The sequence below is a fragment of the Vulcanococcus sp. Clear-D1 genome (assembly GCF_014654725.1).
In the GTDB taxonomy this organism is placed as follows: Bacteria; Cyanobacteriota; Cyanobacteriia; order PCC-6307; family Cyanobiaceae; genus Vulcanococcus.
Genome location: NZ_JACVZV010000004.1, coordinates 1 through 11,514, shown reverse-complemented (window position 1 = coordinate 11,514; position 11,514 = coordinate 1). Strand labels below are relative to the sequence as shown.

Sequence of the window (11,514 nt, the reverse complement as noted above, 5' to 3'; positions counted from 1 at the left end):
ATGGCACCCAGCCGGAAGAGCTGGTGGATGGTGAGTGCCTGCGCAGCGACATGCGTGATCTGCTCGATCAGTTGCCTGAGCTGCAGGGCCGCGTGCTGAAGATGCGCTACGGGATCGGCTTTGAGGAGCCGATGAGCCTCAGCTCGATCGCACGCGAGCTGGAGATGAGCCGCGACCGCGCCCGGAGCCTGGAGCGCCGGGCCCATGAAGAGATGCGCCGGCTGTCGCAGCAGATGGGCGCCTATCTGGCGGCCTGAGCCTCAGAAGAACTGATCGAAGTTGTCGAAGTCCACGGCGCTGAAGGTGCCGTTCTCCACTTGCAGCATCAGCCGCTCCAGCTGCACCCAAAGGGCGCCGGCCGTGGCGAGCGACAACAGCAGCGCCACCAGCAAGGCCGCACCGGCGGCGAAGCCGAACACCTGCAGGCTGCCACCAATGAACAGGGTGATGCCCAGCACGATGCCGGTGTAGCTGAGGTTGGTCTCGAAGCAGCCCAGGGGCAGCAGCGCCAGGCGGTCCTGTTTCCAGCCGTTCAGTTTGTCCTGCACCAGGCGGGCGAAGGTGAGGCCGCAGAGCACACCCATGGCCAGACCCACGCCAGCCAGCACATAAGGCGGCTGGAGATAGGGAGCGAACTCCAGCAGGATCTCCTGGGCATCCAGGTCGCCGTAGTCGCCGCTGGCCAGGTCCTGGGCGGCTTCGCTCAGGTTGATCGGGGCCAGAGACATCGCGCTGCGTTCAAGTGGCGCCGACCCTAAGCGGCCAGGGGATTGAGCCGGGTGAACAGCTGATCGCGCAGGCGCCGCACCAGCCGCTGAGGAGCGAAGGTGCGGCCCAGTAGCTCCAGCAGACCACGCAGATCGTCGATGTTGAGGCGGTCGTCGCGCACCAGGGTGAGCAGCAAGCGTTCGCGGATGCTGCGGCCCTCCTGGCCCAGCAACAGCTTCAGCCCTGCACCGGCCACGGGAAGCAGCTCAGCGCCCACGGCGCTTTCATCGTTTTCCACCACAGCCAGCAGGCTCTCCAGCCGCTCCAGCTGCAGGCGGCCGTCGCTGTCGAACAGCACCTCCAAGAGTTTTTCGCGCATCTCGGCGGTGTCGCCCGCCAGCAATCGCTTGGCCACATAGGGATAGGCCACACGAATGATCCGGAAGCTGGGATCGAGCCGCAGGGCCAGACCCTCCTGGCTCACCACGGCGCGGATGATCAGAGCGAACCGCGCCGGCACGCGGAAAGGATAGGCATACATGAGCTCCGAGAAGCGATCGGTGATCGCTTTGAAGTTGAACGAACCCACGTTGTCGCCCAGGGCACCGCCGAGCACCTCCTCCAGAGCCGGCACGATCGGGGCCAGATCGGTGTTGGGGTTCAGAAAGCCCAGATCCACGAAATCCTGGGCCAGGGCAGCGAAGTCGCGGTTGATGAGATGCACCACGGCTCCGGTGAGGGTGAGCCGGTCGCTGTCGCTGATCGAATCCATCATTCCGAAGTCCACATAGGCCAGATGGCCCATGGCTCCGGTTTTGCCCGGCAGGGCAAACAGGTTGCCCGGGTGGGGATCGGCGTGGAAATAGCCGAACTCCAGCAGTTGCTGCAGGCCTGAAATCACGCCGGTGCGGATCAGTGAGGCCGGATCGAGGTGCTGGGCTTCCAGCTCCTGGCGCTGCTGCAGCTTGGTGCCATTGATCCAGGTGGTGGTGATCACCCGTTGAGCCGAAAGGCTGCGGTCCACCCGCGGCACGATCACCGCCGGGTTGCTCGCAAACAGGCGCCCGAAGCGTTCGGCGTTGTCGGCTTCCCGCCGGTAGTCGATCTCCTCGAACAGCGAGCGGCCGAATTCATCGATGATCTCGCCGAGGCCGAAGCCCAGGTTGAGCGGCAGCAGCGGCGCGGCCACCACCCCCATCAGCCGGATCAGCACCATGTCGCGGCGCAGTTGCTGGGTGAGCCTTGGGCGTTGCACTTTCACTGCCACCCAGGAGCCGCCGACGGGTTTGGCGCGATACACCTGGCCAAGGCTGGCGGCGGCCACAGGGTGGTCGGGGAAGTCCTCAAACAGCTGCTCCACCGGAGCCCCCAGCTCCTCCTCGATCGTCTGCAGGGCGATGGAGTGCGGGAAGGCGGGCAGGTTGTCCTGCAGCTTGGTGAGCTCATCCAGCCAGTCGCGGCGCACAAGATCGGGCCGGGTGGAGAGGGCCTGGCCGAGCTTGATGAAGCAGGGCCCCAGGTTGGTGAGCGTGGTGAAGATGCGCTGGCCCAGTCGCTGCTGCACCTTCGGGTCGCGGCTGCCGCTCTGCACCGCTAACACCAGTGCAAGTCCCAACAGCTGGCTGAGCAGCACCACCAGCCGGCTGATCAGAAGCCACGGGCGCAACAGCAGCCAGCGCAGATCAGCCCCCGGGTCGTAGCGATGGGCGGGGCTGCTCAAAACAGGTGGCGCGTCAGGAGATCGGCAAACTCTAAGAAGATCGCCTGAGGTGCCATGGCTCTGCTGGAGCGCCTGCTGGCCGTTCCCCCGCCGTTGTCCCTGCACCTTCCGGCCCATGGCCGGGGCCGCGCCCTGGCACCTGGGCTGCGCCGCCTCTTGCAGCAGTCGCCTGGTTGCTGGGATTTACCGGAACTGCCGGAGATCGGTGGGCCGCTCGAGGCCGAGGGAGCTGTGGCGGAAGCTCAGGCAGCGGCGGCGGCCCTGCTGGGGGCGCAGCGCTGCTGGTTTGGCGTGAATGGGGCCAGTGGCCTGCTGCAGGTGGGCTTGCTGGCCCTGGCTCAGCCTGGTGAGCGGGTGCTGCTGCCGCGCAATCTGCACCGCTCGCTGTTGCATGGCTGTCTGCTGGGCCAGTTGCGCCCGGTGTTGTTTGACTTGCCCTTCGATGCGGCCACGGGGCTGTGGTTACCTCCCACGCCGGCGAGCTTTCAGCGGCACCTGAGTGAGGCTCTCGCCGCAGGACCGCTGGCGGCGGTGGTGTTGGTGTCGCCCAGCTATCAGGGGCTGGCCGCTGAGTTGCCAGCGCTGGTAGCCCTGGCGCATCAACACGGGCTGCCGGTGCTGCTCGATGAAGCCCATGGCGCCCATCTGGGCCTTGATCCCCGCTTGCCGCCATCGGGCTTGGCGAGTGGCGCCGATCTGGTGGTGCAGTCGCTGCAGAAGGCGGCCGGCGGGCTCGCCCAGAGCGCCGTGCTCTTCCAAGGGGCTGGGGCGGATGAGCAGCTGTGCCAAGCCCGCAGCCAGGCCATCGAGCGGGCGCTGCTCTGGCTGCAGACCTCCAGCCCCAGCGCCCTGCTGCTCGCCTCGGCGGCGGCTTCGCTCGCCCATCTCCATAGCGGCGCCGGCCGCCGCCAATTGCGCCGGGCCCTCGCCATTGGCCTGGCGTTGCGAGGTCGATTGGAGCGGATCGGCGTGCCCCTGCTGCCCACGGCTGATCCCCTGCGCCTGTGCATCCACACGGCAGCCATGGGGATCAATGGCTTGGAGGCTGATGCCTGGCTGATGGAGCGGGGCGTGATCGCCGAGTTGCCGGAGCCCGGCTGCCTCACGGCTTGCCTGGGGCTGGCGCCACCGCGGCGAGTGCTGCGGCTGTTGCCCAGGCGCCTGAAGCAGTTGCGGCGGGCCCTTGGGGGCGAGCCCATGGCTTTTTTTTCAGCGCCGCCTATCCCGCCGCTGGCGGAGCCGGAGCTGCCGCTGGAACGGGCCTGGCGAGCGCCGCAGGTGCGGCTGCCCATTGCGGCCGCCAGCGGGCGGGTGGCCGCCGAACCGCTCTGCCCTTATCCGCCAGGGATCCCTCTGTTGATTCCCGGAGAGCGCATCGATGCTGATCGTGCGGCGTGGCTGGTGCAGCAACAACAGCTGTGGCCCGGCCAGATCGCTGATACGGTGAGCGTTGTGGCCGATTAAGAGCCGATGGGAGCCCCAGGCGATGGCCCCTTTCAGTGGGACTTCGTAACGCCTGGGCTGCCCGATGCGTCCTTCGCCGATGCACCGGGCTTTAGCCCCACGCCGCTGGAGCTGCGGGTGATGTTGCTGGCCCACCTGCGCCCACGGCCGGATTCGCTGGTGTGGGATGTGGGGGGCGGCACCGGCGCCCTGGCCCTGGAAATCGCTCGCCTGATGCCCGCCGGGCAGGTGCACACCCTCGAGCGCGACCCCGAGGCGATCGAGCTGCTCAAGCGCAACGGCCAGCGCTTTGGCGCTGCCAACCTGCACATCCATGCCGGTGATGCCCCCGAAGGCCTCGCCCAGCTGCCGCCCCATCCCGATCGCGTGCTGCTGGAGGTGGGGCGGCCGCTGCGGCAGGTGCTCGATCTGGTGTGGGAAGCCCTGGTTCCGGCGGGGCGCCTGGTGATCAGCACCGCAAGCCTGGAGGGGTTGGTGGATGCCACCGACACGCTCGGACGCTTGGAGGCCAGGGACCTTCAGGTGGTGCAGGCCACGGTGCATCGCATGCAGCGCCGCGGCAGCCAGGCCAGGCTGGCGGCGGCCGAACCGCTGTTCCTGATCGCTGCTGAACGCCCTTGATTCCGTCTCCCCGCACCCGCACCTCACCCCAGCGTTTGCTCAGCGGTTACGCCGTGGGGGCGTTTGGGTTTGTGGTGGTGGTGCTGGGGGGCTGGTGGTTCACCCTGGCGCTCGGTGTGATGGTGCACCTGGGGCTGCTGGAGTATTTCCGGTTGGCGCGCTTCAAGGGCATCCGCCCCGCCAGCAAAACCACCCTGGTGCTGGTGCAGTTGCTGCTGATCACCACCCAGTGGGCCCATGGGGGCGATGCTCAGGCCCTCGGTTTTTCGGCTGATCTGGCAGCGGCTGTGCTGCCGCTCTCCGGTGCTGCGATCTGCGGCTGGCTGCTGCTCCAGCCGCTCACCGGCAGCATCGCCGATATCGCCTCGTCGATTTTTGCCTTGTTTTATCTGGGCTTTCTGCCCAGTTACTGGATCCGCCTGCGCAATCTCACCGATCCCGCCCTGGCGCCCCGCTTGAGTGGTCTCACCGAGGCCTGCCCCCACCTCAGCTCCGGCATGGTGCTGATGCTGATGGCCTGCTTCCTGATCGTTGCCACCGACATCGGCTCCTACGTGATCGGTCGCCGCTATGGCCGGCAGCCCCTGTCGCCGATCTCGCCTGGCAAAACGATCGAGGGAGCCTTGGGAGGTGTGGGGTGTGCGGCCTTGCTGGGCGGGACCTTCGCCGAAGTGCTCGGCTGGAACTGGGGCTGGGCCGTGGGTGCGCTATTGGGTGTTGTGGTGGCGCTGTTCGCCCTGGTGGGCGACCTCACCGAATCGATGATGAAACGCGATGCCGGGGTGAAGGATTCCGGTGATCTCCTACCCGGTCATGGTGGGATCCTCGATCGGATCGACAGCTACCTCTTCACACCGGCTGTGTTTTTCACGGTGGTCACCCTGCTGCTGCCCCTGATCCGCTGAGGGCTGCTCAAGGGGATACCCGCGCTTTGCCCTGCAGCTGCAGCAGTCCTCCCTCGAGGTTGGCGGCCTCAATGGTGATATTGGGATCCGTCGGGAGAGCCACGCAGGGGCTGCCTTCTTCGCCGCAGAGCTCCAGATGGCCATCCACCGCGCGTGGGATGGTCTCGCAGCGATGGTCCTGGGATTGCAGCACCAGCCTGTCGCGCTCGATGCTCACGCTCTGCAGCGGGGTGAGGCCCAGCAGGCCATCCACCAGCTGGTCGCCCAACGGCCGCCAGTGCGGCGTGCAGAGGGAGCGGCCCAGTCCACCGGCCGAGAAGGCCACGGTGCCCTCGATGCTGAAGGGGTGATCGAGCTGCACAGCCCGGCCCCGCAGCAGATTGCCCACCTGGATCTCGATCGCGTCGCTGCGCAGCTCCACGCGCTCGATCTCGAGCGAGCTGAACACCACGCGGCGAGCCACCAGGCTCACCCCATCCAACCGGCCGCGCAGCAGTCCCAGGCTGGAGCCGTGCAGCTGCAGCTCCAGGTTCTCCACCGCCTCGCACTGTTGGCGAATCCAAAACTGCAGGCCGCTGGCCAGCAGTTGCAGCACGGGGCTGGAGCGTTGGGTCAGCGCGTCGTCAGCCATGCCAGATGCAAGCCACGGTGGCGGGCTGGTCGATGTGGGGCAGGTGCCCGCAACACTCCAGCTCGGTGATGCGTTCTCCTAACAGAGCCTGCGCGGCCCGTTTCTGGGGTGCTCGCAGGATGCGGTCGTTCTGGCCCCAAAGCACCTGCAGCGGTTGAGAGGGCAAGGGATCGCCGCAGCCCGCGAAGCCCCCGCTGCGGGCGAAGGTCCCCAGGGCACCGGCCCAGTTGGGGCAGGCCAGATGCAGCGAGGCGATTTCCAGTTCCGCCGGTCCCACATCCCGATCCGGCATGGCGAAGGCCGAACGGCACAGGCCGCGGCGGATGGCCGGTAACCCCAGGAAGCGGGCACCCAGTTGATCGAGCAGCGGCGGCACCGGCATCGGTCGACCGGTTAGGCCAGCCGGCGCCAGCAACAGCAAGCGCTCGATCTGTTCGGGGCAGCGGCGCGCCAGCTCGACCGCCACCGATCCCCCCATCGAAGCGCCGATCAAGCCCACGCGCTCGGCCCCGCTGCGGCTGATCACCTGCTGCAGCACCTGCTCGAGGTGATCGAGCACCGCTTCAGGCCCGTATGGGGCTGCCAGCGGCCTTGGGCAGAAGCCGAAGCCGAACAGATCCGGGATGAACAGCTGATGGGTTGGAGCGAGTAACGGCGCCAGCCGCCTGAATTCCAGATGGGAGCTGTCGAAGCCATGCAGCGCCAGTACAGGTGCCCCTGCGCCGAGAACGGCCACGGGCCATGGCCCGCCCGGCAGATCGGGCAGGGCCCACCACTGCACGGCGGCTGCGAGGGCCCGCCCATCGGGATCCAGCAGCCGATCAGCGGCCCGGGCCAGCAACTCCTGGCCGGAGGGGGACGGTGCGGTTGTCATCAGAGATCAAGCCTGGCTGGCATGCAGCTGGGCTTCGCTGCTGGTGGTGGTGCTTACCAAGGCCGCCAACACATCGCTGGGCTGCACAGGAAAGGGCAGGTGGTGCAGATCCGACTCCGGCCGGCAGGCAAAGGCCGCCACCTCCTGCAGTGCGCTGAGGCTGGCCTGTCCGAGGCCTAGTTCATCGAGGCTCACGGGCACCCCAAACTCCTGGAAGAAGGGCAGCAGTTGCCGGCGTGCCTGCCCGGCCAGCCGGTTGCCGCCGATCACTTCTTCAAGGCGCAGCTGCACAAGGATGCCGAAGCCCACTTTCTCGCCATGGAGATGGCCGTGGCTGGCGTGGAGCTGGGTGAGGCCGTTGTGCACCGCATGGGCGGCCACGGTGCGGCAGCGGGCACCGCCGATGCCCCCGATCAGCCCGGCCGTGAGCCCGCAGGCCTCGGCCACCCGCACCCAGGCCTCACCACCGGGCTGGGCCATGGCGTCTTTGGCGTCCAGCAGCAATTGGTCGCGCAGGACCCGAGCCATCTGCACCGCTTGCTGCACCAGGCCATCGCCGCTGGCCCCGCTGCTCACGGAAGCTTCGTACCACTTGGCCATGGCATCGGCGATCCCGCTGGCCAGGGTGCGTGCCGGTGCCTGCCGCACCAGGGCGTGGTCGAACACCAATAGATCCGGGCAGCGATCCAGGGCGACGTCGCCTTCGAAGGCCCCCTCGGCTGAATACAGATTGGCCAGAGCCGTCCAGCCGGCGCAGGTGGCCGCACTGGTGGGCACGGTGATGCAGGCCAGGCCGTGGCGGTGGGCCAGCAACTTGCCTGCATCGAGCACCTTGCCGCCGCCGGCGGCCACCACGGCATCACAGCCATTGCTGCTGAGGATCTGGCTGATGCGTGTGAGGTCGCTCTCGCAGCAGTCGTGCTCGAGTTCGGCCATGGTCACGGCCAGATTGCGCCGGCTCAGATCGGCAGCCAGCTGCTCCCGCAGCGATCGGGTGGCTGCGCTGCGGCCCAACAGGAGCGGCCGGCGGCAGAGGTGTTGCAGCGCGGGCATCGCTTCCTGCCAGGCCCCTTCACCTCGCAGAACAACCGCTGGTGCGATTGCGTGTTGCTGCATGGTGATGCCCACGACCAGCCCGATTGCCAAGGGTCCACTGTAGAAGTGACGAGGCAGCGGGTTCGCTGTTCCCGCGATCAGGCATGGCACCCCCTCTCCCTTCCGATCCGGGCCTCGCGGCTTTTGGCTCCAGCCTCACGGCCATCACCCTGGCCGAACTGGGCGACAAAACCTTCTTTATGGCCCTGATCCTGGCGGTGCGTCACAGCGCCCGTCTGGTGTTCGTTGGTGCGTTTGCGGCTTTGGCGGCCGTCACCCTGCTGTCGCTTGGGGTTGGCTACGGCCTGCGGGAGTTGTTGCCCCAGAGCCTGGTGCCGTGGATCGCTGCGGTGCTGTTTCTCGGATTTGGCCTGAAGCTGCTGGTGGATGCCCAGGCGCTCGATGCCGGTGCCGCCAAGGAGGAGGCCGAGGAGGCCGAGGAGGCCGAGGAGGCGGTGAATGCTGCCGAGCAGGCTCAGCGGCAGTCAGGGCCCTGGGCCGTGATCTGGGAGGCCTTCGCCTTGGTGTTTGTGGCGGAGTTGGGCGATCGCACCCAGTTCGCCACAATCCTGCTGGCCACGGCCCCAGCGCAGGTGTTCAGTTTTGCGGGCTTGCTGGCCGGCACGCTGGCGGGGCATGCCCTGGTCACCTGGTTGGCCGTGGGGGCTGGCAAGTGGATTGGTGGCCGCGTGAACGAGCAGCTGCTCTATCGCCTCAGTGGTGGCTTGTTCGTGGCGTTTGGCCTGGTGTCGCTGTTGCAGGCGCTCGGTTCGGTGGCCGGCCGCTGATTCTTCGGCTTTCCCTCTGCCTGTGGGGCCGGTTTGGCGTCAGATTGAGTGCAGTGGCGTGAGCAGCTGATGTCGAGGCGGGGATGGCGCACGCGGCTGGCCGACACCCTCATGCGCTGGGGCGCAGCGCTCAGGCCGCCTCAGCCTCTTCCGCCGGCACCGGCCCGCATCAGCCTGCCGCCCGAGCCGCGGCAGCCCGCCCAGATGAGTCAGTTGCCGGGGGTGCGCCCACCGCTGTCGATTGAAAAGGCGGTTCGCAATCGCGACCTCACGGTGCTGAAGCGTGAAGCCTGCGATGCCCTGGCGGCCCTGGCGGCTGCCCATGCCCTCGTCACCTCAGCTCGGCTCGGCCAGATCCAGAACCTGCGCACCGATTTGGAGCGGGGCGAACTGGAAGAACAAGACCTGGCCGATCTCGCGGGCGATTACCAGGCCTGGCAGAACGATCAGGTGCGCTTGTTTGATGCCCTGGCGCTGGTGCTGGGCATGGCGGTTCCGGAAGGGCGCGCCTTTGATCAGATCGATGAGGAGATGGTTGAAGCGGCTGAGGCCCATCTCAATGCACTCGCGGCCGAATATCAGCGCCGCCTGCTCAGCGATCAGTTCGAAGCTGGCCAGAAGGAGGGCTGAGCAGCGATGGCGCGTTTTCTCACCGTGCTCAAACCCCGCTCAGCCACCACGCCAGCTGCCTTGATCGAAGCGCTCGAACCCTTGCTGCAGGGCCTCCAGGCCGAGGTTGACCACCGCACCACGGCCCACTTGAGCGCGCTGCTGCGCGGCGGACAGGAACAGCTGCGGATGCAGTTTTTTGCCGATGTGCAGTCGAAGGCGGAGGGCCCTGTGCTGGAGCTGGTGTTGATGAGCCGTGAGCCCATGGGGCAGGGAGCCCAGCAGACCCGGGTGGTGTTTGCCCAGATGTTGCAGCTGGCGGCCACGGCGCTCCCGGATCTGGAGCTGAGCTTTCGCTCGGATCGTGATGGTGCGCTTCCCGCCTGAACCCCGGCCCGTATGGTGAGCCTTGATTGTTTGCATTCAGTCAGGGAGTTCTCCGATGGGCATCCGCGTCGGTATTAACGGCTTCGGCCGGATCGGTCGTCTGGCCTTCCGCCGTGCCGTGAGCCTTCCGGATGTGGAGGTCGTGGGCATCAACGACCTGATCGATGTGGAGTACCTGGCCTACATGCTCCGCTACGACTCCACCCATGGGCGCTTCCAGGGTGATGTGCGTGTGGAGAACGGCCAGCTGGTGGTGAATGGCAAGGCCATTCGCATCACCGCTGAGCGCGACCCCAACAACCTCAACTGGGGAGCCGTGGGTGCCGATTATGTGCTCGAGAGCACCGGCTTCTTCCTCACCGATGACGCAGCCCGCGCCCACATCAACGCTGGCGCCAAGCGCGTGGTGATGAGCGCCCCATCCAAAGACGACACCCCCATCTTTGTGATGGGCGTGAACCACAAGAGCTACGCCGGCCAGGAGATCGTCTCCAACGCCAGCTGCACCACCAACTGCCTGGCCCCGATGGCCAAGGTGTTGCACGACAACTTCGGCATCGTGAATGGTCTGATGACCACCGTGCATGCCACCACCGCCACGCAGAAAACGGTCGATGGCCCCTCGGTGAAGGATTGGCGCGGCGGCCGCGGCGCAGGCCAGAACATCATCCCCAGCTCCACCGGTGCCGCTAAGGCCGTGGGCCGGGTGATCCCTGAGCTCAACGGCAAGCTCACCGGCATGGCCTTCCGCGTGCCCACGCCCGATGTGTCGGTGGTGGACCTCACCGTGAACCTGGCCAAGTCCGCCACCTATGAGCAGGTGAAGGCCGCCATGAAGGCTGCCTCGGAAGGGGAGCTGGCCGGAATTCTCGGCTACACCGAAGACGATGTGGTCTCCAACGACTTCCTCGGGGAGAGCTGCACCTCCGTGTTCGATGCCGGCGCCGGCATCGCCCTCACCGACACCTTCATGAAGCTGGTGTCCTGGTACGACAACGAGTGGGGTTACAGCTGCAAGTGCATCGATCTGATGCGTCACATGGCCACGGTGGCCTGAGCCAGCGGCTGGTTGAGAAGCCACCACCAATCACCCATTGGCGGCCGGGATTGATTCCCGGCCTTTTTGTTGGCTGGTTTCCGCCAGCCGCAACTCCGACATCGCCCTGGGTGCAGTAAGGCGTTGCCTACGAGCACCAGACTGAACAGGGCCGCCTGCTGGTTGCCGCTGGCCGCCGGCAGCGCTAACGCTGAAGAAGCTGCGGGTGGATCCATGGACGATCAGCCGATCACCCCCCATGCCGTACCGGTGTTCGATGCTGAGGGCAATCTCACTTACATCGGCGACGACGGCCGCCGTTATGTGGTGGGGCCGTTGCCGGAGCTCGATGAGGCCAATGTGGATCAGGTGATGCAGCGCCTGCTGGCCGGGCAGACCCTGTTCTCTGATTTAGAGACGCTGGCCAATCAATGGCTCGAGCAGGTCTGTGGCCCGAATCTCAGCCGTGCGGCCGCCCTGGCTCTGCTGCTTTCCAGCCTTGAGATGGCCCTGGATCCAGGCGACGACGACGCTCCGGCCTGAGCTGCTCCCATCAGCGGCGGATCGGTTCGGCGCTCTGGTAACTTTTGGATCCGCTCGCGAGCCGCAAGGCCAGCAGCGGGAACCGAAGACCCGAGCGATCGGTGTTGTAGGTTGAACAAGCGGCTGAGACGCC

General features: G+C 66.8%; 14 protein-coding genes. 9 read left to right on the top strand and 5 right to left on the bottom strand.

What is annotated here, in order from left to right:
- Positions 1 to 257, top strand: a 257-nt coding sequence (locus tag H9532_RS01355; protein ID WP_296365054.1) for a sigma factor-like helix-turn-helix DNA-binding protein, incomplete at its 5' end; no start/stop codon positions are given.
- A 3-nt stretch (positions 258 to 260) separates the two neighbouring features.
- Here H9532_RS01355 and H9532_RS01350 read toward each other — a convergent pair.
- A complete protein-coding gene (locus H9532_RS01350) occupies positions 261 to 728 on the bottom strand; it encodes a hypothetical protein (RefSeq protein WP_296365052.1) in 468 nt (155 codons plus the stop codon).
- 26 nt (positions 729 to 754) lie between these two features.
- On the bottom strand, positions 755 to 2,428 hold the full coding sequence (locus tag H9532_RS01345; RefSeq protein ID WP_296365050.1) for an AarF/ABC1/UbiB kinase family protein: 1,674 nt from the start codon (positions 2,426 to 2,428) through the stop codon (positions 755 to 757).
- 54 nt (positions 2,429 to 2,482) lie between these two features.
- Here H9532_RS01345 and H9532_RS01340 point away from each other — a divergent pair, with 54 nt between their 5' ends.
- From H9532_RS01340 to H9532_RS01330, 3 genes are read left to right on the top strand one after another with little or no spacing between them, the layout of a single operon-like run.
- Positions 2,483 to 3,892 (top strand): aminotransferase class I/II-fold pyridoxal phosphate-dependent enzyme, encoded by a 1,410-nt coding sequence (locus H9532_RS01340; protein ID WP_296365035.1) that lies wholly within the window; start codon positions 2,483 to 2,485, stop codon positions 3,890 to 3,892.
- 6 nt (positions 3,893 to 3,898) lie between these two features.
- Entirely contained in the window at positions 3,899 to 4,513 is a 615-nt protein-coding gene (gene cbiT, locus H9532_RS01335) for a precorrin-6Y C5,15-methyltransferase subunit CbiT (protein ID WP_296365033.1), read from the top strand.
- A complete protein-coding gene (locus tag H9532_RS01330) occupies positions 4,510 to 5,418 on the top strand; it encodes a phosphatidate cytidylyltransferase (protein WP_296365031.1) in 909 nt (302 codons plus the stop codon). The genes cbiT and H9532_RS01330 overlap by 4 nt, the downstream gene beginning before the upstream one ends.
- Before the next feature lie 7 nt (positions 5,419 to 5,425).
- On the opposite strand, the gene H9532_RS01325 is transcribed toward H9532_RS01330, so the two are convergent.
- The 3 genes from H9532_RS01325 to H9532_RS01315 are packed head-to-tail and all read right to left on the bottom strand — an operon-like array spanning position 5,426 to position 8,039.
- Positions 5,426 to 6,049 (bottom strand): DUF2993 domain-containing protein, encoded by a 624-nt coding sequence (locus H9532_RS01325; RefSeq protein WP_296365029.1) that lies wholly within the window; start codon positions 6,047 to 6,049, stop codon positions 5,426 to 5,428.
- Positions 6,042 to 6,923: an alpha/beta hydrolase gene (locus tag H9532_RS01320; protein ID WP_296365027.1), complete on the bottom strand. Its 882-nt coding sequence runs from the start codon at positions 6,921 to 6,923 to the stop codon at positions 6,042 to 6,044. The genes H9532_RS01325 and H9532_RS01320 overlap by 8 nt, the downstream gene beginning before the upstream one ends.
- A 6-nt stretch (positions 6,924 to 6,929) precedes the next feature.
- Complete coding sequence (locus tag H9532_RS01315; protein WP_296365025.1) at positions 6,930 to 8,039, bottom strand: iron-containing alcohol dehydrogenase family protein; 1,110 nt, start codon at positions 8,037 to 8,039, stop codon at positions 6,930 to 6,932.
- An 83-nt stretch (positions 8,040 to 8,122) separates the two neighbouring features.
- On the opposite strand from H9532_RS01315, the gene H9532_RS01310 reads away from it, so the two are divergent.
- From H9532_RS01310 to H9532_RS01290, 5 genes are all read left to right on the top strand, one after another.
- Positions 8,123 to 8,806 (top strand): TMEM165/GDT1 family protein, encoded by a 684-nt coding sequence (locus H9532_RS01310; protein WP_296365023.1) that lies wholly within the window; start codon positions 8,123 to 8,125, stop codon positions 8,804 to 8,806.
- A gap of 69 nt (positions 8,807 to 8,875) precedes the next feature.
- Positions 8,876 to 9,436, top strand: a complete 561-nt coding sequence (locus H9532_RS01305) for a hypothetical protein (protein WP_296365021.1) — start codon at positions 8,876 to 8,878, stop codon at positions 9,434 to 9,436.
- Positions 9,437 to 9,442: 6 nt separating this feature from the next.
- Positions 9,443 to 9,802: a hypothetical protein gene (locus H9532_RS01300; RefSeq protein WP_296365019.1), complete on the top strand. Its 360-nt coding sequence runs from the start codon at positions 9,443 to 9,445 to the stop codon at positions 9,800 to 9,802.
- Between the two features lie 55 nt (positions 9,803 to 9,857).
- Positions 9,858 to 10,859, top strand: coding sequence for a type I glyceraldehyde-3-phosphate dehydrogenase (gene gap / locus H9532_RS01295; protein ID WP_296365017.1), 1,002 nt, complete (start codon positions 9,858 to 9,860; stop codon positions 10,857 to 10,859).
- 213 nt (positions 10,860 to 11,072) lie between these two features.
- A complete protein-coding gene (locus tag H9532_RS01290) occupies positions 11,073 to 11,381 on the top strand; it encodes a hypothetical protein (RefSeq protein ID WP_296365015.1) in 309 nt (102 codons plus the stop codon).
- The last annotated feature ends 133 nt before the right edge of the window (positions 11,382 to 11,514 follow it).

Excerpts from the sequence above, each read along its gene's own strand:
- H9532_RS01350 (WP_296365052.1), bottom strand. The coding sequence starts at position 728 with ATGTCTCTGGCCCCGATCAACCTGAGCGAAGCCGCCCAGGACCTGGCC.
- gap (WP_296365017.1), top strand. The coding sequence starts at position 9,858 with ATGGGCATCCGCGTCGGTATTAACGGCTTCGGCCGGATCGGTCGTCTG.
- H9532_RS01290 (WP_296365015.1), top strand. The coding sequence starts at position 11,073 with ATGGACGATCAGCCGATCACCCCCCATGCCGTACCGGTGTTCGATGCT.
- H9532_RS01320 (WP_296365027.1), bottom strand. The coding sequence starts at position 6,923 with ATGACAACCGCACCGTCCCCCTCCGGCCAGGAGTTGCTGGCCCGGGCC.
- H9532_RS01340 (WP_296365035.1), top strand. The coding sequence starts at position 2,483 with ATGGCTCTGCTGGAGCGCCTGCTGGCCGTTCCCCCGCCGTTGTCCCTG.
- H9532_RS01325 (WP_296365029.1), bottom strand. The coding sequence starts at position 6,049 with ATGGCTGACGACGCGCTGACCCAACGCTCCAGCCCCGTGCTGCAACTG.
- H9532_RS01315 (WP_296365025.1), bottom strand. The coding sequence starts at position 8,039 with ATGCAGCAACACGCAATCGCACCAGCGGTTGTTCTGCGAGGTGAAGGG.
- H9532_RS01300 (WP_296365019.1), top strand. The coding sequence starts at position 9,443 with ATGGCGCGTTTTCTCACCGTGCTCAAACCCCGCTCAGCCACCACGCCA.
- H9532_RS01310 (WP_296365023.1), top strand. The coding sequence starts at position 8,123 with ATGGCACCCCCTCTCCCTTCCGATCCGGGCCTCGCGGCTTTTGGCTCC.
- H9532_RS01305 (WP_296365021.1), top strand. The coding sequence starts at position 8,876 with ATGTCGAGGCGGGGATGGCGCACGCGGCTGGCCGACACCCTCATGCGC.
- cbiT (WP_296365033.1), top strand. The coding sequence starts at position 3,899 with ATGGGAGCCCCAGGCGATGGCCCCTTTCAGTGGGACTTCGTAACGCCT.